Origin of the sequence: Flavobacterium sp. xlx-214 (assembly GCF_013874595.1) — a bacterium.
Taxonomy (GTDB): domain Bacteria; phylum Bacteroidota; class Bacteroidia; order Flavobacteriales; family Flavobacteriaceae; genus Flavobacterium.
This window is the reverse complement of record NZ_CP059431.1, coordinates 785,671-804,826: the sequence shown is the minus strand read 5'-3', so window position 1 is coordinate 804,826 and position 19,156 is coordinate 785,671. Positions and strand designations below refer to the sequence as shown.

At 33.1% G+C, this 19,156-nt stretch carries 17 protein-coding genes; 14 read left to right on the top strand and 3 right to left on the bottom strand.

Going from position 1 to position 19,156, the window contains the following annotated elements; all coding sequences use genetic code 11:
* Positions 1-6: 6 nt before the first annotated feature.
* The gene (locus tag H1R17_RS03745) at positions 7-2,796 is read right to left on the bottom strand and encodes a TonB-dependent receptor (RefSeq protein WP_163431411.1); all 2,790 of its coding nucleotides are present in this window, start codon (positions 2,794-2,796) and stop codon (positions 7-9) included.
* Between the two features lie 137 nt (positions 2,797-2,933).
* Between H1R17_RS03745 and H1R17_RS03740 the strand changes: the two genes are divergently transcribed.
* The 12 genes from H1R17_RS03740 to H1R17_RS03685 all read left to right on the top strand — a co-directional run bounded on the left by H1R17_RS03740 (position 2,934) and on the right by H1R17_RS03685 (position 15,890).
* Positions 2,934-4,001, top strand: a complete 1,068-nt coding sequence (locus tag H1R17_RS03740; protein ID WP_163431410.1) for an endonuclease/exonuclease/phosphatase family protein — start codon at positions 2,934-2,936, stop codon at positions 3,999-4,001.
* Between the two features lie 569 nt (positions 4,002-4,570).
* Complete coding sequence (locus H1R17_RS03735) at positions 4,571-5,563, top strand: aspartate-semialdehyde dehydrogenase (protein WP_163431409.1); 993 nt, start codon at positions 4,571-4,573, stop codon at positions 5,561-5,563.
* Between the two features lie 74 nt (positions 5,564-5,637).
* Positions 5,638-6,807: an MFS transporter gene (locus H1R17_RS03730; RefSeq protein WP_163431408.1), complete on the top strand. Its 1,170-nt coding sequence runs from the start codon at positions 5,638-5,640 to the stop codon at positions 6,805-6,807.
* Between the two features lie 44 nt (positions 6,808-6,851).
* Positions 6,852-7,187, top strand: a complete 336-nt coding sequence (locus H1R17_RS03725; protein ID WP_163431407.1) for a hypothetical protein — start codon at positions 6,852-6,854, stop codon at positions 7,185-7,187.
* A gap of 42 nt (positions 7,188-7,229) precedes the next feature.
* On the top strand, positions 7,230-9,578 hold the full coding sequence (locus H1R17_RS03720; protein ID WP_163431406.1) for a TonB-dependent receptor: 2,349 nt from the start codon (positions 7,230-7,232) through the stop codon (positions 9,576-9,578).
* 15 nt (positions 9,579-9,593) lie between these two features.
* Positions 9,594-10,037, top strand: coding sequence for a DUF4625 domain-containing protein (locus H1R17_RS03715; RefSeq protein WP_163431405.1), 444 nt, complete (start codon positions 9,594-9,596; stop codon positions 10,035-10,037).
* 95 nt (positions 10,038-10,132) lie between these two features.
* On the top strand, positions 10,133-10,564 hold the full coding sequence (locus H1R17_RS03710) for a hypothetical protein (protein WP_163431404.1): 432 nt from the start codon (positions 10,133-10,135) through the stop codon (positions 10,562-10,564).
* Between the two features lie 11 nt (positions 10,565-10,575).
* A complete protein-coding gene (locus tag H1R17_RS03705; protein WP_163431403.1) occupies positions 10,576-11,313 on the top strand; it encodes a hypothetical protein in 738 nt (245 codons plus the stop codon).
* 109 nt (positions 11,314-11,422) lie between these two features.
* Complete coding sequence (locus tag H1R17_RS03700; protein WP_163431402.1) at positions 11,423-12,175, top strand: hypothetical protein; 753 nt, start codon at positions 11,423-11,425, stop codon at positions 12,173-12,175.
* Between the two features lie 29 nt (positions 12,176-12,204).
* Positions 12,205-12,948: a hypothetical protein gene (locus H1R17_RS03695; protein ID WP_163431401.1), complete on the top strand. Its 744-nt coding sequence runs from the start codon at positions 12,205-12,207 to the stop codon at positions 12,946-12,948.
* Positions 12,949-13,005: 57 nt separating this feature from the next.
* The gene (locus H1R17_RS03690; protein ID WP_163431400.1) at positions 13,006-13,701 is read left to right on the top strand and encodes a hypothetical protein; all 696 of its coding nucleotides are present in this window, start codon (positions 13,006-13,008) and stop codon (positions 13,699-13,701) included.
* 152 nt (positions 13,702-13,853) lie between these two features.
* On the top strand, positions 13,854-15,890 hold the full coding sequence (locus H1R17_RS03685) for a prolyl oligopeptidase family protein (RefSeq protein WP_370520249.1): 2,037 nt from the start codon (positions 13,854-13,856) through the stop codon (positions 15,888-15,890).
* 547 nt (positions 15,891-16,437) lie between these two features.
* On the opposite strand, the gene H1R17_RS03680 is transcribed toward H1R17_RS03685, so the two are convergent.
* Positions 16,438-16,674 (bottom strand): hypothetical protein, encoded by a 237-nt coding sequence (locus H1R17_RS03680; protein WP_163431398.1) that lies wholly within the window; start codon positions 16,672-16,674, stop codon positions 16,438-16,440.
* Between the two features lie 122 nt (positions 16,675-16,796).
* On the opposite strand from H1R17_RS03680, the gene H1R17_RS03675 reads away from it, so the two are divergent.
* The gene (locus tag H1R17_RS03675; RefSeq protein ID WP_163431397.1) at positions 16,797-17,057 is read left to right on the top strand and encodes a hypothetical protein; all 261 of its coding nucleotides are present in this window, start codon (positions 16,797-16,799) and stop codon (positions 17,055-17,057) included.
* A gap of 43 nt (positions 17,058-17,100) precedes the next feature.
* Positions 17,101-17,886, top strand: a complete 786-nt coding sequence (locus H1R17_RS03670) for a DUF4382 domain-containing protein (protein WP_163431396.1) — start codon at positions 17,101-17,103, stop codon at positions 17,884-17,886.
* A gap of 86 nt (positions 17,887-17,972) precedes the next feature.
* Here the strand turns inward: H1R17_RS03670 and H1R17_RS03665 are convergent, their stop codons facing one another.
* A complete protein-coding gene (locus H1R17_RS03665; RefSeq protein ID WP_163431395.1) occupies positions 17,973-19,148 on the bottom strand; it encodes a calcium:proton antiporter in 1,176 nt (391 codons plus the stop codon).
* Positions 19,149-19,156 lie beyond the last annotated feature (8 nt).

Here is a 19,156-nt window from a genome sequence, read left to right as displayed (position 1 = left end):
TTTCAATTAAAAGTTGATGTATAAGTTTAAGAAATAAGTTCTGCCGTACCCGTAGAAATACTTAGGACCAAATGAACGTGTACCACTTGCGTGATCCATTAACAATTCGCGGTAATTTGCATTACGTGCTTGTTCAAAACCACCAGTTTTGTATTCTAAACCTAAAACGTTGTTAATAGAGGCAAAGAAACCAAAGGTTTTTCCGCTAATTCTCCAAGATTTACCTCCTGTAATATTTAATAAGAAAATATCGTCTAGTTTTTCTTGTTTTAATAAGTTGCGCGCTGTGTTGGTATCAATATCAGAAAAAGCGGCACCACTTTGTCCTGGTTCTGCAAAGAAATTGTTGGTTCTTAACAATGGCGAAATATCTAAATACAAATCGGTTAAGAAGTTAGCATTAGCCCCAATCCACCAATAGTTAGGATCGCGGTATTCAATTCCTAAAGAGTATGCTTGTTGTGGGCTTCCTGCAATACGGTAGTTTTTAATGTAACTTGTACCGTAGTTTACCATTGGGTTTAAACCATTTTCACGACGGCTGTCTACGTTTAAGTAAACATCTGCATTGTCTGAGTAAATTGCCTGGCCAAAGTTGGCAGCAGCAGTAACTTTAATGGTTTTAGTTGCTTGGTATTCTGCACCAAACTCTAAGCCCATACTTTGTTTGCTAATGTTACGTGTTACTTCAGAAACAAAATCACTAGGGGTGTCTGTATCTACATCAATACCATCGGCATAGAAGAAAGCAACTTCAGCAGCGTCTTTAATTTCATTGAAATAGGCACCAATACGACCTTTTAATTTAGGTGTACGAATGATGTAACTTAAATCGGTACCAAAAACTTTCTCATCTGTTAAACCGTCAATTGTAGCATCACTAATGCGTACGTTTGAGTAGCTGTTTCGAATTGATGGCGCTTTGGTGTAATAACTTGCGTTAAAGTTTAAAATGTGTTGACCAGTAACTTTGTACGTTGCACCCCCTTTAAAACCGTAGTTTTCAAACGATACTTTTTGTCCTTTTCCAAAAGAAGTATCTGCATACAATCCGTTTTTATACAAACCATCTCTTTGATAATCTGTGTACGATGCGTTTTGTGCTAAATAGAAATCAAACTTACCAAAGTTAAATTTAAACTGAGTAAATAAATCTACCACATTAGCGCGCATAATGTAATTGTATCCGTAACGGTCTCCTTCGTAAATTTTTCTGTTAGGATTGTTTAAGTCAGAGTCACCGTTTTCAGCTTTTAAGAATAAATCTTTATCAACTAAATATGATCCACCTAATAAATCAATCATTTCTTGATAGTTTTCAGAATATAAATTGCGGTACGTTAAACCAGCATTAAAACCAATGATGTTTGATAATTGTGTGTTAAATAAGGTGTTAGCTGTTAACTGTTTGTCTTGCATAACATCTGCATATAAAGCGTTTACAGAAGCACCGCCTAATGAGTCTTTAGCATTTTGTTTGTACAAACGGTTCCAATCAATTTGAGCGTTTTCTAAGAAATTAGCTCTTGCTTCATCAGCCTTAGTATAATTAGGAGCCCAAATTGGGTTGGCACCATCTGTATTGTGCAAGTTCATGTAATAACTTGGCAATTCTTTATAATAGGTAGGGTCTGGATTGTTAGCACCGTTGTAATCTAAACGAGTGTTTGATATTTTTCCAAACTGATATGCTACATTGGTATTTAAGCTCGATTTTTCACTGATGTTCCAGTAATGGCTCAAAATAAATAAAGGCTCTTCTACATCTTTATCGCGAGAGTTGCGTTTTTTACCGTTTTGATACCCCCAGTATGAGTTGTATTTGTATCCTTTTAAATCAATTACTTCTTGTGTGTTTGGCGAGTTTTTACCACGGCTGTTTTGCGCGTAAATAGAAGATAAGTTGATGCTGTGTTTGCTGTTGATTTTTTTCTCGATAGCTAAAAAGAACGATTTTGCATCGTAATCTGTTCCATCAAAGAAACCTTCTTTTGCCATACGATACGATCCTGATGCTGCATATGCCCATCCGTTTGCTGTCATACCAGATCCGTAAGTTGCCATAGCACGTCCGTTGTAGTTGGTATTAGTACCCGATAAAGAAATACGAGTACCTGTACGCATAAACGATGCACGTGTGTTAATAGCTTGGTTACCTAAAATACCACCAAAAGTATAATCATCTGGCATTGATCCTGTGGTAAACTCTTGGTTACGTGTAGCATCATTTAAACCACCCCAGTTAGAATATTGCGGGCGACCATCGTAAATTTTGTTCATAGAAATACCGTTAATAAACGTATTTCCATACTCGTTATCAAGTCCACGTACTCTAAAACGTGCTTGCCCCCAGTTAAAAGCTGCTGCTTGTTGAAAAGCATCACGTGATGCTTGTAGTAAACCCGAAGTAGTTTCAGAACCCGAATTGTCATCACCTAAATCGTTTTCGGTTAACGTAATTAAACTTAACTGTTGTTCAGAAGTTAAATCTTCTTCTAAATAAATAGTACCTAAATCGATACTTTCTGTTGTAGAAACTTCTAAAGCAAAACGTTTTTGGGTGTACCCCGTAAAGTTAATAAGCAACACTTGGCTACCCGCAGTTGGGTTTGTAATTACAAACGTACCTTCTTCATTTGTAGTTGCCGATAAATTAGTGTTGGTTAAATTTGCTGTTACATTGAATAAGGGTTTCTGCGTTTTTGCATCAACTACCAAACCACGTAACTCTGTTTCTTGTGCCCAAGATGCCACTGTAAATAGCATTAAAAAAATACAAAGTAGTAATTTTTTCATAAAAAACTAATAATGAGTTATTTAAAATTTGCGAAGCTTAAAATAAACTTAACATGCTGCAAAGGTATATATTTTATAAATATTAATTAATTTTGTCAACAGTTTTGTTTAAAACTTCATGTTAACTTAATATTGTTATGAAACTAAAATTACTACTTTTAGTAGCTTTGCTTGGCGGTACTGTTGCAACACAGGCGCAAAAAAAATCGTATATGGTACATACCGTAAGTTTTTACAACTTAGAAAACTTGTTTGATACCATTAGAGATGAAAAAATTTACGATGAAGAATGGACACCGAAAGGAGAACGCAGCTGGGATGGTAAAAAATACCAACAAAAATTAGAAAACCTAAGCAGAGCTATTGCTGAAATAGGTACCGATGAAAACCCAAATATGCCTACTATTTTAGGGGTTAGCGAATTAGAAAACAAAAAAGTGTTAGAAGATTTAGTAGCCATGCCCAAATTGCAAAAAGCAGGTTACGGTATTGTGCATTACGATTCGCCAGACCGTCGTGGTATTGATGTAGCGTTACTTTATCAAACCAAACACTTTAAACCAACAAGCTCTAAAAACATACCGTTATATATTTATGATGCCAGCGATGCCAAGTATAAAAACGATAACAACGGTAAAGGCAAACGTATTTATACTCGCGATCAACTATTGGTTACAGGTTTGCTTGATGGTGAAGAAATGCACTTTATTGTAAACCACTGGCCATCGCGTTCTGGTGGCGAAAAGAAAAGCAGCCCTAATCGTGAGGCAGCCGCAGCTTTAAACAAAAAAATAATCGATTCTTTATATCAAATCAACCCAAACGCAAAAGTAATGACGATGGGCGATTTAAATGATGGACCATATAATAAATCGGTGAAAGAAGTATTAAACGCCAAAGCAAAGAAAGAAGAAGTGAAAGAAGGCGGCATGTTTAACCCTATGTACCAATTGTATAAAGAGGGGCACGGTACCATTGCTTACCGCGATGCTTGGGATATTTTTGATCAAATTATTTTATCAGAGCCTTTGTTAAGAAAAGACTATTCTTCTTACCGTTATTGGAAAGTAGGTATTTTTAACAAACCTTTCTTGGTACAAAAAACAGGACAATACAAAGGGTACCCATTGCGTAACCAATTAAGCGGAGAGCCTGGTTTTAGTGATCACTTTCCGGTATATATTTACTTAATTAAAGAACAGTAACAATAAAAATCCATCTTATATAAAGATGGATTTTTTTGTTTTTTTAAACTGATGTATTACTATAGTCTTTTTTTACTTATATTAGTTTTTGCTCATAAAACGTTAAGGTTTTATTACAGAAAACTAAATTTAAGTATCTTTACACGAATTTTTATTAATTAATACAAACAACGCAAGTTGTTCTATATATATGGCATGTACCAATTGTTTTCAATGTTTGTGAGGATATCTAACTCGTGTCATAATTAAGATTAATAACAAGTTCTTGTCAAGCTAGTTTGAACCGACGTTGTGTTCGTAATCTCAAATTTAATGAACTGTGTTCCATTGTAAACTCTAGTTAGTATCATATCTAAATAAGTAATGTCTAGTTTAGTGCTAAGCATAGTTTAGTAAATTCATCCTTATCATTAAAGTTGGTTTTATATTACTATGTTGAGCATTAATAACCGCAAACAAAAGTGAAAACGTTATGTGTTATTAAAAACAAAATAATGGGTATAAAAACATAACTTAAAATTACCTATTTTTGCTACTGCAAATTTTAAATCATTAACCCAAATTTATCTATGAAAGTAGCTGTAGTTGGCGCAACCGGAATGGTTGGCGAGGTAATGCTAAATGTTTTAGCAGAACGTAATTTTCCTGTAACAGAATTAATTCCGGTAGCATCGGAGAAATCGGTTGGTAAGGAAATAGCTTTTAAGGATAAGAAGTATAAGGTGGTAAATTTGCAAACAGCCGTTGAAATGAAACCCGATGTGGCATTGTTTTCGGCAGGTGGAGAAACATCATTAGAGTGGGCACCAAAGTTTGCCGCGGCAGGTATTACGGTTGTTGACAACTCATCGGCTTGGAGAATGGATCCAACCAAAAAATTGGTTGTTCCAGAAATCAATGCAAATGTGTTAACTAAAGACGATAAAATTATTGCCAATCCTAACTGTTCTACTATTCAGTTGGTTATGGCATTGGCACCCTTGCACAAGGCATACAACATTAAGCGTGTAGTGGTTTCTACCTATCAATCTATTACAGGTACAGGTGTAAAAGCGGTACAACAATTAGAAAACGAATACAATGGCGTGCAAGGTGAAATGGCATATAAATACCAAATTCACCGCAATGCTATTCCTCATTGCGATAGTTTCTTAGACAATGGATATACCAAAGAAGAAATGAAATTGACCAATGAAACCAAAAAAATTATGGGCGACGATACCATTAAGGTTACGGCTACTGCTGTGCGTATTCCGGTAGTTGGTGGACATAGTGAAGCGGTTAATATTGAGTTTGAAAACGATTTTGATGTAAACAAAGTACGTGCCTTGTTGCAAGAAACGGAAGGAATTATGGTACAAGATAATTTAGATACGTTTACCTACCCAATGCCTTTGTACGCACAAAATAAAAACGAGGTATTTGTAGGAAGAATCCGTAGAGATGAAAGTCAGCCAAATACATTGAATATGTGGATTGTTGCCGATAACTTACGAAAAGGTGCTGCAACCAATACCATTCAAATTGCCGAATATTTGTTAGCAAACCATTTAATAGGATAACAACCTTATAATTTTACAAAACGTACTAAGAAAGTTTCTATAACAAGTAGAAACTTTTCTTGGTTTTATATAGTATGAAAGATAAATTATGGTCGGGCAATTTTATGAATGCCTGCATTGCAAACTTTTTAATGGGGTTTGCTTTTTACTTAATTGGTGCTACTATGCCCTTTTATATTGGTACTAAGTATGGTGCTACCGAAGTTGAAACTGGATTGGTTTTGGCAAGTTATATTATAGCAACATTAATTGTACGTCCGTTTTCGGGGTATATTGTTGATGCGTATTCACGCAAAAAGGTATACATTATTGCGTATTTCTTTTTTGTGTTTGTGTACTTTGGTTATATGTGGGCATCAACCCTTGTATTGTTTGTAATAGCACGTATGTTACATGGCGTAACGTGGAGTGTTATAACCACAAGCAGTAGTACAGTAGCTATTGATATTATACCATCGGCTCGTAGAGGTGAGGGGTTAGGCTTTTTTGGATTAACCACAACGGTTGCCATGGCAATTGGACCTTTTATTGGTTTGTATTTGTATGAGCATTATCCGTTTGAATATAATTTTTACAGTACCATTACCGTTGGTATTATTGGGTTGATTACGGCTTTGTTTATAAAGGTTCCTAAACGCGCTTTAAAAGAAAAACAAATACTATCATTAGATCGATTTATATTAAAACCCGCATTGCCTATTGGGGTTAATGTTTTGTTTATTGCAATTAGTTTTGGAATGGTTTTTACGTATGCAGCTAAGTTTGGCTTAAACGAATTAAAAATAACCAGTACAGGCTTTTTCTTTTTGTTTATGGCTATTGGTATGGCAGCTTCGCGTTTTTTTGCGGGTAGGTTGTTAGATAAAGGCTATGTAACGCCTTTAATGTTAACGTCTTTATTTATTATTACATTAGGATATACCGCTTTTGGTTTGGCAACATCTGAATTGTTGTATTTTGGTTCGGCATTATTTATTGGTTTAGGTTACGGTATGGCATCGCCATCCTTTCAAACAATGATTATTAATATAGGTACAAACGATCAGCGTGGTACAGCCAATTCAACCTTCTTTTCTTTTTACGATTTAGGCATTGGTATAGGTATGGTATTAAGTGGTTTTTTGGCAACGGCGTTTTCAAGTTTTGGTCATTTGTTTTTATTGTCTGGTTTACTAGCCTTTATAGGATTGATTTATTTTTACTTTGTATCAAGAAAGGTTTACCAAAGAAAGAAACAGTTGTAAAACAATTCGTTGCAACAAATAAATAAAATGGTTACTTTTGTAAAATGAGACTAAATAAGCGTTTTATATCGATGTTCTTAAGCATGTGCGTTATGGTAACGCTTATGTTTCAATCGGTGCATACTTATACGCATTTAGTTACTGATTATTTATCAGAAACATCTCATCAGCATACAAAACACGATAAATATGCAAGTCATCATTCTGATGATTGTCAAATTTGTCATTTTACTTTAAGTCCATTTACAACTGTTTCTACAGATGTAATTCACTTTTATCCTACTACTTATTATCCAAAATTAAATGTTGCTTACCATGTATCTTTACATGAAACTTCGTTTGATTTTGTTCAACTTCGCGGACCTCCTGTTTTTGTATAATTTATTACATTAAGAAAATTACAAATACAAATAGTATCACAAATGCGTTTATTTATAACGATTGTTTTGTGTATGCTTAGCTATGGCGTTTACAGTCAACATATTTTAAAAGGTGTGGTGCAAAATGCTATGGGCGAACGTATACCTAACAGTCATATCGATTTAAGCAGTAATTGTGTTGATACCGATTCTCAAGGCGTTTTTACATTTCAAAACCTTACAAGCGAAACTTATGTTTTAAAAGTTTCAGCGGCTGGTTATGGTATGTATCAAGAAACTATTCAGTTAAATCAATCAAAAGAACTAACGATTGTTTTAAACGAAGAAGAAACCTTGGAAACGGTTGTTATACATACTGCCCAACAAAATGCTTACAATCAGCAAAAAGTTAATCAAAAATATCTTCAAGAAAATTACAGTGGTAGTTTAGCTAAAACACTTGCTAATGTGGTAGGGTTAGATGCGGTAACTATAGGATCGCAAACTGCCAAGCCCATGATGCGTGGTTTAGGCTTTACCCGTATGGCGGTAACCGAAAATGGTATTAAACAAGAAGGTCAACAATGGGGTGCCGATCACGGCTTAGAAATAGATGCTTTAACTACCGAAAGTGTTGAGATTATTAAAGGTGTAGGCACTATTACACACGGATCGGACGCGATTGCCGGAGTGGTAGCTGTTAACAACGAAACCATACCAGCCAATGGTTTTAAAGCACAATATGTAACCACAGGGCATAGTGTAAATAAATCGTGGGCAAATGGTTTGAATGTTTCCTATAAAAAGAACAATCATTTTTATAAGTTAAAAACATCGTACAGTTCTTATGCCGATTATAAAGTACCTGTTGATGAAATTACCTATTTAGGCACAAAAATACCTTTAACAAATGGTATGATGACCAACACTGCTGGAAACGAATTTTCGGTTTATGGGCAATGGGGGTATATATCGGATAACTTTCAAAGTATTTTAAGTGTAAGTCAGTTTCAAAGTAATTCTGGTTTTTTTGCAGGTGCGCATGGTATTCCGTCTGTTGATGATGCAAAGCCCGATGGCAATGATCGTAACGTAGGTATGCCTAATCAAGAAGTAAAGCATACCAAAATTACCTATCATGCCAAATGGTTGCAAACGCATGATGTTTGGGACTTAAAAGTAGGATTTCAACGTAATCATCGTCAAGAAAACAGCCTGTTTCATTCGCATTATTCCAACCAAGTAGCACCAGAGTTACATCCTAATTTAGAGTTAGATTTTAAACTAAATACCTTTAATACCGAACTAACTTATAAGAAAGATTGGTTGTTAGATCATACATCAACATTTGGTGTACAACAGCAATATCAAGTAAACGATATTGATGGGTATAGTTATTTAATGCCAAAGTATGATAGATGGAATGTTGCTGTTTTTGGAAAGCATTTATGGAACATCAACCCAAAATTAAATGTTGAATTGGGGGCAAGGTATGATGTAGCTAACATGAAAGTAGCTTCGTATTTTGATGATGTTTTATATGAATATCTTATCAATCGTGGTACAAAAGAAGATACCGCTAAAGAAAACGCACAACGAAGCAACGCGTTAAACAAAGATTTTTCAAGAGGAAATGTGACGTTAGGCGTATCGTACCAAATTTCCGAAGATTGGGAAAGTACGTTTACGGTAGCATCTAATTTTAGATTTCCAACAGCCATGGAATTAAGTTCTAATGGAATTCATCATGGGGCTTTTCGCCACGAAAAAGGAAATCCTAATTTAGATGTTGAAAAAGGATGGGCTTTTGATTTAAGTCAGCACTACCACATTAAAAATTTCAAAATAAACGCAAGTGCCTATTTGTACTACTTCACTAATTATATTTTCTTAAAACCTACAGGCAGTTTTTCTATTTTGCCTCACGGTGGTCAGGTTTATGAGTATAGTCAATCTAAAGCAATGCTTACAGGTGTTGAGGTAGATGCGCAATACCAATTAAAACAACTAGGTTTGCAAGCGCAGTTTGCTTATTTATACAACCAACAAATTAGTGACAATGGTGTTAATTACCCTTTGCCGTTTTCAACACCTATTAATGGGCAATTTAAAGCGAGTTATTTATTTAACGATGTGTCTTTTTTTCAACAAAATCAGTTGCAGGTAAGTACAAAGGTAGCTTTAGCGCAAAATAGAATTGCCCAAAACGAAGAGGTAACTCCAGGATATGCCCTTTTTAATGCGCAATGGAGTTCGGTTTTAAATTTTAAAAGCGTGAAACCTCAAATTCGCTTACAGGTAAACAATTTGTTTAACAAAGTGTATTACCACCACAACAGTTTTTACCGCGCGTTGGATATTCCAGAGTTTGGTAGATCTGTACAAGTTTTTTTAACAATCCCAATTAATTAAAAAGTAAAATCAATCATGAAAAAAATAATCAATTTAAGTTTCGTCTTATTAAGTTTCGTATCAATTGTAGCATGTTCAGATAGTGAGGACGCTGATACAACAAAACCAACAGTGAATATCATCTCACCAACCGATCATCAAGAAATTGAGCCTGGTACTACTTTAAACTTTAAGGCTGCTTTAGCTGATAACGTAGGACTAAAAAGTTATAAAATTGAAATTCATTCGGCTGAAGATGGTCACGAACATAAAGCTAGAAAAGGAGGTGGAGATTTTGAATACCATATAACAAAAGATGTACCTAATAGCGCTAAAGATTTTGAAGTGAATCAAGCAATATCAATTCCTACAGATGCTGCCGAAGAACATTATCATGTGGGTATAACCGTAATTGATGTAAACGGTAACCAAAATCAGCAATTTGTTGAGGTATTTATTGGTCATGAACACAATCATTAATGTTAAAAGAAGACTCGTAACGAGTCTTCTTTACATTTTAACGCATACTAAATTTTAAAATTATTCGTTTATCTTTGAAAATTAAATATTTAAATATGAAGTTTTTTAAACACGTTTGTCTTTTGTTTTTAGCGATTGTTTCATTAGTAAGTTGTAACGATGAAGAGCCAGATACAGTTGGTCCTACGATTGAAATTACCAACATTCCTGATAATAAAGAGTATAAGTTTGGTGAGAGTTTAGTAATGAACTTTAAGTTTACAGATCAAACGGGGGTATATGAATATGCTTATGAAGTTTATTCTAAAGATAATTTACCAAAAGAGTTTTCAGTTGCACAAAGGTTAATTGATTTGCAAGGATATTTCACAGAAATCAATCAAATACAAACGATTTTGTTACCAGAAAAATCGGCTGCAGAAACCTACCAAGAAGGTGATTATATTATAAAAGTACAGGCTTCAGATATTAATCAAAGAGTTACAACGTATTACAAACCAATAAAAATTGTTTACCCAACAGAATAATTAAATAAGCTATGAAGAAAATAATTGCCCCGTTATTAATTTTATCTGTTTTTGCTTTAACATCATGTAAAGATGATGATAAAATAGATGATTTTAAACAATTACCTAAAACCATTACAAGCACTTCAGGAAACATTCAGTTTACCTACAGCACAAATGGTCAGTTGGTAAAAGTTACTGATAAAGATTCAAATACATCCTATACAGAGACACTGTTTACCTATGATAATGAAGGAAGAATAGTGAAATTTGTAAATGTTTATAATGAAGAAGGTAGCGTTGAAACAGATACTTACACTATTACCTATTTACCAAATAACGAAGCTAAAATTATAGACGAGAGTAATGATTATACTTTAGTTAAGTTTAATGGAAATGGTCAGGTTTTAAGTTTTAATAACTTATCTGAAGTAACTACTTTTACTTATGACAGTAAAGGAAATGTTGTTAAGATTAGCGACGATACATCAACTACAACAGTAAGTTATAATAATGATAAAGGTATATTAAGTGGAGTAACTTCACCTAAATGGGTGTTGTTATTAACTGATAGTGACTTATTCTATTTTGGAGGAAACAATCCTGTTTCTGTAAATTATGTCTATCAAAATAATGGTAGTACCAATACAGCTTCAGATACCTATACCTATCCAGTAGAGCATATTGTAAACGGATATCCTACGCGTATGCTGGTTAAACATACCGAATCTGGTGAAACTAATAATGAAACCTACAGTATTAATTATTAAATTGTATATATTTGTGTCATGTTTAATATAAGAAATTAGCTAAAACATAGTGTTTTTCTTATATTAAACTTTTTTAATCTTAAAAACATTAAATTTAATTTATAAAAATATGAAAAAAATTACTCTAGCTCTTATTGCTATCTCAGGAATTGCTTTTTCGTCTTGTGCTGATGTAGTACCTGCTGACGACCCTACAGAAGGAGGTACAAAATTGGTTCCTTTAAAAATTGTTGAAGAAGACGGAACAATTGCTTTTACGTATGATGCCCAAAATAGATTTTTAGAAATTAAGGAAGAAACTACGAATCCTGAAGATTATACACTAAGTACATTTAAGTACGAAGGAGATAAATTAATAAGTTTGAAAGTTGATGCAAAATCAAAAACTTCGTCTTATGTGGAAGAGTATACCTTTACATATCAAGCAAATAAAGTTACTGCCAATTTAAAATATACTGCCAATAATAATACAGAAGAATATACAGACGAGTTAAAGATTGATGATAAAGGGAGATTAATTAATTATGATTTTGCAACTCTTAGTTATGACTCATCTGGAAATGTTAATAAAATAGTTAACCCTGATGAAGAATATTTGTTTCAGTATGATTTTAGAAATGGAGTCTTTAAAAATGTAAAAACACCTCAATGGGTAATGGTTTATGCATTAGATAAATTCTACACCAATTCTGTCAATAACTTTACTAAAACTACTTTTATAGATCAAGAAGACGGAGAGGAAATTGATGTTAATATTTTTTATGAATACAATAGATTCAATTTTCCTAGTAAAATGACGGTAATCGATGAAGATGCCAAAAGTTATATTTCAACAATTCAATACAACACTACTTTTAAGTAACTGTATTTTAATACCAAACAACAACACTTATGAAAAAAATCATTTTATCAGCTATTGTATTAGCAAGTATTTCTTTAACATCTTGTAAAGATGATGATGACAAAAAAACGGATGAAGGAACTGTAGACATCTCTAAAATGTACTTGCCTTTAAAAATGGTAGCAGATGATTATACTACTAATTTTACCTATAACAACAAAGGGCAAGTAACCAAAATTGTTGAAAGTGATGGATTTGAATACTCTTTTAAATACAATGACAATCAGTTAGTTGAAGTTGTTGAAATAGATACTTCTACATCAACTGCTTCAACAACAACTTATACTTATAAACAAAATGGTAACACCATTACTTTAAATTCAGTATATGAATATAATGGTAGTAAAAATGAAGATAGCGAAACATTAACTCTTGATGCTAAAGGTAATTTAATTGATGATGAATACTTTACCTATTCATATGATGCAAATGGAAACATTACGCAAATGGCAAACAAGTATGGTGAAAAAGCTACCTTTACTTACGATGCTAAAAATGGTGTTTTTAAAAACTTAAATTTACCTAAGTGGGTTACTTCCTATATAATAGATTACAAGCCTAATATGGTTAATAATGCAGTAACTATTAAATTCGAAAGTGAAGAAGATCCAGAAGATAATGATTCTGGAACAATTAAGTATGATTATAATGCAGATGGTTACCCAGTAAAAATGATAGTTGATTCAGTAGTTGAAGGGAATTTCACGCAAACAATAGAATACACTAAAAAATAACAAACAACACTTAAGAAAAAAATTATTTTATCAGTTATTGTATTAGCAAGTATCTCATTGACTTCTTGTAAAGATGATGATGACAAAAAAGCAGATGAAGGAACAGTAGATATTTCTAAAATGTACTTGCCTTTAAAAATGACAAGTGATGGATATGTAACCTCATTTACCTACAATAACAAAGGGCAAGTTACTAAGATTGTAGATACCGATGGGTATGAGTACTCTTTTACTTACAATGGCAATCAGTTAATTAGCTTTGCAAGTATTGATCCTAGCTCTAAAACAATATATACATTTAAGCAAAATGGTAATACAATTACTATAAATTTGGATGGAAATGTAAATGGTGAAAAAGTTTCAGATACCCATATCTTAGAAATAGATGCTAAAGGTAATTTATTAAAAGACGACGAAGCTACTTATACATATGATAGTAAAGGAAACAACACTAAAGTGTCTTATGGTGAAGGTGAAGAGGTAATTTTAACATTTGATGATAAAAATGGTATCTTTAAAAACTTAAACTTACCTAAATGGGTCTCTACTTATTTGTTATCTTATAACGGAAACTTAGTAAACAATCTTTTATCGTATGATTATAAAGATGTTGATTTTCCAGAAGATAATAATTCGTCTAAAATTACTTATGAATACAATGCAGATGGTTATCCATCAAAAATCACTTCAGAGTATAAAGATGAAGCTGGAACTGATTCTGAGGTACAAACAATAGAATACACTAAAAAGTAATACTACACAACTTAATCATAAAAACTTGCCAACCTCGGCAAGTTTTTTTATTTTGCGGGTTATCTAAAACAGTAAAAATGAAAAAGCTAGTTCGTTCTATCTTTATTGCATCGGTGATAACATCATATACCGCACATGCACAAACAAATACAATGAAATATCCTGAAACGCAGAAGAAAGATGTGGTTGATACCTACTTTACCACTCAAATATCCGATCCTTATCGTTGGTTAGAAGACGATCGTTCTGCAGAAACTGCTGCTTGGGTTAAAGCCCAAAACAATGTTACGTTTGCCTACCTAGATAAAATACCTTATCGTGAGCAATTAAAGAAACAGCTAACCGAAAAATGGAATTATGAAAAAGTAGGCGCTCCGTTTGTTGAGGGCAACTATACGTACTTCTATAAAAACAACGGTTTACAAAACCAATCGGTGTTGTACCGCAAAGACAAAGCAGGTAAAGAAGAAATTTTCTTAGATCCCAACACTTTTTCTAAAGATGGTACTACTTCTTTAGACGGTGTTTCGTTTACAAAAGATGGTAGCTTGGTGGCTTACTCTATTTCTGAAGGAGGAAGCGATTGGCGTAAGATTATTGTATTAGATGCCGTTACCAAAAAACAAATAGGTGAAACGTTGGTTGATGTAAAGTTCTCTGGAATGTCTTGGTATAAAAACGAAGGTTTCTATTATTCTAGCTACGATAAGCCAAAAGGAAGCGAACTTTCTGCTAAAACCGATCAACACAAATTGTATTACCACAAATTAGGTACTAGTCAGAAAGAAGATAAAGTAATCTTTGGCGATAAAATACAACGCCGTTACGTAGGCGGACGTGTTACTAATGATGCCAATTATTTAATCATTACTGCATCTACATCAACATCAGGGAACGAGTTGTATGTAAAAGATCTTACCAATTCATCGGCACCATTAGTTACCATTTTAAATAATTTTGATACAACCACGGGTATTTTAGATAATAAGGGCACACAATTTTATGCCGTTACCAATTACAAAGCCCCTAACCAACGTGTAGTAACATTTGATATTGCAAATCCAAAACAAGAAAATTGGAAAGATGTTATTGCCGAAACCAATTTTGTGGTAAACCCATCAACAGGTGGCGGTTACATCTTTGCAAATTATATGAAAGATGCTATTTCAGAAGTAATTCAGTATGATTTTACAGGAAAGCAAATTCGCAAAGTACAATTGCCAGGTATTGGTACCGTAGGTGGTTTTGGAGCCAAAGAGAAAGAAACCGAATTATACTATTCATTTACCAATTACATCAATCCAGCAACCATTTATAAGTACGATATTGCTAAAGGAACATCAACCGTTTATCAAAAACCTAAAGTGTTGTTCAATAGCGATGATTACGAATCTAAACAAATATTCTATACCTCTAAAGATGGTACAAAAGTACCTATGATCATCACGCATAAAAAAGGATTAAAGTTAGATGGTACCAACCCAACTATGCTATATGCTTATGGCGGATTTAATGTATCGTTAACACCTAGTTTTAGTGTAGCAAATGCTGTGTGGATGGAAAATGGCGGCGTATATGCTGTACCAAACCTACGTGGTGGTGGTGAATATGGTAAAAAGTGGCACAATGCTGGTACCAAAATGCAAAAACAAAATGTGTTTGACGATTTTGTTGCCGCAGCGCAATATTTAATTGATAACAAGTACACATCGTCTAGTAAATTGGCTATCAGAGGAGGGTCAAACGGAGGGTTATTAGTAGGTGCTACCATGACTCAACGCCCAGATTTAATGAAAGTAGCTTTACCAGCCGTAGGTGTATTAGATATGTTGCGCTACCATACCTTTACCGCAGGCGCAGGTTGGGCGTATGATTACGGAACAGCAGAAGACTCTAATGAAATGTTTCAGTATTTAAAAGGATACTCTCCTATACACAACGTAAAAGCAGGGGTTTCTTACCCAGCAACTATGGTTACAACTGGTGATCATGATGATAGAGTAGTACCTGCTCATAGTTTTAAATTTGCTGCCGAGTTGCAAGACAAAAACAAAGGCAACAACCCTATGTTAATTCGTATTGATGTAAATGCAGGACACGGCGCAGGTAAATCGGTACAACAAACCATTAATGAAAATGCCGATATACAAGCTTTTACCCTTTGGAATATGGGTGTTAGTAAATTGTAATTATAAGTTTACACTTATCAAACACCTGCAAGGTATAATTCCTTGTAGGTGTTTATAAAAAAAGACATTATGAAAAAAATGAAGTATCTCTAAAATATGCAGCCTATTCTACCTTATATATTGTAGTAGCAATATTAGTATTTGTTTACTTGCTTTTAGGAGAAGCGAGTTTAGGAGCTATATTATCTCCTTTGTTTTGGATTCCATTGATAAGTACTTTTTTATCTGGTTATTATATCTTTACAAAAATAAAAAAGGCTTGGTTGTTGGGTATTACGCATTATATACTTGCACATGTTTTTGTGTTTCTTTTTTTCTTCATTATTAGATTTATGTATAACTTTAAAGAACATAGATTAATCACTAATCTTGTGGAGTCTTTTGAAAAGGGAGTAGAATTAGTGATAATGAGTTTAGTTGGAAGTTATTTTATTTTACCTTGCTTTATTTTAGGAGGGTATTATTTAAGGAAAATAACAACAGTTAATTATTTTTACAGAACAATAATTAAAAAACAAAAAATCCATCGCTAGAACGATGGATTTTTTTATACAGATGGTTTATCTCCGTTAGCCATAGTAAATTTAATTGATTTCTTAGGATAAGCCTCAACACTCATGGCGCTAGGGTTATTTATTAGTTTTTTAATACTAATTTTATCGCCTAATTTAAAATCAGCCATAACCATTTTATAATCTAATAAATAAGGTCCGCAAAAAAAGTTCCCTTTTTCATCTTGCTCAATAATACCTTGGTACAAACCTTCTTTTGTTTCTTTTCCCATAAAGCGTGTTATTAAACAACAAAGATACAAATTGCCCACTAATTTAGCGGCTATTTTATTTTTAATACACCACTAAACCAATACTATTTTAAAAGTGATTTTTTACCTAATTTAATAATAAAATGAAAACGTTTAAGAGTATGAATCCAATCAATAGTGTGTTAGACCAAGAAACCATAGCTGCTTTTTTAACACAACAAAATCAATTATTAAACATTCTTACAAACGCAGAAAAGATCAATTTAAATAGTTTACGTATTACTACAAGTATTTCAAGTATCATCAAACTAAAATTAGGCGACACTTTACGTGTTATTATCTATCACAACAAAAGACATATAGTACAAGCACAAAAAGTTATAGAAGGTATAGCAGATAGTTAAAAGGCACATTTTTTGATATTATTAACATATAAAATACAATTGTATGAAAAAATATCTTTTTTTATTAGGTTTTGTTGTACTAGGTATAACAACTAATAGCTGTTCTGATAATGAAAGTAACACAAGTGATGATAAAGCAAAAGTAGAGTTAAGACTTACCGATGCACCAGCACATTTTGATGCAGTCTTTATTGATTTAGTAGGTGTATCATATAAAATGAGCAATGGAGAGTGGCAAACATATACGATTACTCCTAAGGTTTATGATTTACTTGAGTTAAATAACGGATTAGACGTTGTCTTAGGAAACGAGTGGTTGCCTGTGGGACATTTAGATGAAATTAGATTACTTTTAGGTAAAAATAATAAAGTAGTTATTGATGGTGTTACACATGATTTAGACACACCGTCAGCACAACAAAGTGGTTTAAAAGTGAAAGTTAATACCAATTTAGTTGCGGGAAATGTCTACAAAATGTGGTTGGATTTTGATGCAGGAAAATCAATTGTAGAGCGTGGTAATGGTTCTTATGGATTAAAGCCTGTTATACGCGCATTTACAGAATTAACAAATGGACAAATTGAAGGAAAAGTAATTCCATTAGAAGCACTTGCTACTGTTTATGTTATGCAAAATACTACAGATACTTTAGCTATTTCAATTCCTAATGAAACGGGTTATTTTAAATTTATGGGACTACCAGAAGGTAAATATACTTTAAAGGTAAATCCTGCTAATGAAAACTTTTCGAGTCTTACTCTAACAGATGTTCCTGTTCAATTTGGAAAAATTACTACTGTTGAACCAATAACGTTGCAATTAAAGTAAAAAGTAATGTTCAAAAAAAATAAAACACACTATCTACAAACAGAATAGTGTGTTTTTTTATTATTTATTTTTTAAGTAAAGTTTACTTACGGATTAAAAATCAGCAACATAAATACAGCAAATAAAACCAAATGCATTATCCCTACTATGGGCGTAGTACGCTTTCCCGAAAAAGTAATAACACTTAATAGAAGCGTAATGGTAAACAAAATGGTTTCGGTTGCAGTTAATCCAAACAAAACATTTTTTTGACTAATTAAACCTACTATTAAAACAGATGGAACGGTTAAACCTACGGTTGACACAAATGCACCATGACATAAGTTAATAGCGCGTTGAAATTCGTTATTTAATGCTGCTTTTACAGCTGTCATAGATTCTGGTGTAAACACAATAATAGCAATTAAAACACCACCTAATAATGTTGGTAATTTAGCTGCTTTTATACCAAAATCTACTACTACAGCCATATTGTGCGATAATAAAACAATAGGTAATATCATGGCTAATAATATTCCGGAACGTATCCATAACTCACGTTTATCATTTTTACCAGAATGAGTGGTATCATCATTATTTGCGGTAACATTTCGCTCATTAAAAGGAATCTCTAAAAAACCTTTTTTGGGTTGAATATACAAATGTTGATATCCTTTCATTTGAAACTTTAAAAACAAACCGTACAGCACTACAATAAAAACAGAAAATGCAATTGCTTGGGTGTTGGTAAACATACCTCCGCCGGCACCTTCAATAAAATTAGGTAATAACAAACCAATACCACCAAGCATAATAATCATTCCTAAGTATGATGTAGTTCCTTGCGCATTGTATTCTTGTTCACCGTATTTTAATCCGCCAAGTAAAATACAAAGTCCAATTACAAGGTTCATAATGATCATCATAACAGAAAAAATAGAGTCTTTTCCAATAGTAGGATTTTCTCCTGGACCTAACATTACAGCCGAAATTAGAATTACTTCAATAGAAACAATAGAAAGCGTTAAAATTAAAGTTCCGTAAGGTTCGCCTAATTTATGTGCTAATTCATCGGCTTCTTTTACCACGCCAAAAGCGGCTGCAATAATAGTAAAAAGCAACACTAAAAATCCTAGAATAGCTGTAGTAATGGTCATGCTTTCATTAAAAACATTATGACCTAAAAACATAAAAACGCCAACAACTACCCAAACCAATAACAGCCTAATACGTGTATTGGTTGGTACAATTTCTTTGAACGATAATTTTTGATTATTTTCCATTCGTTTGA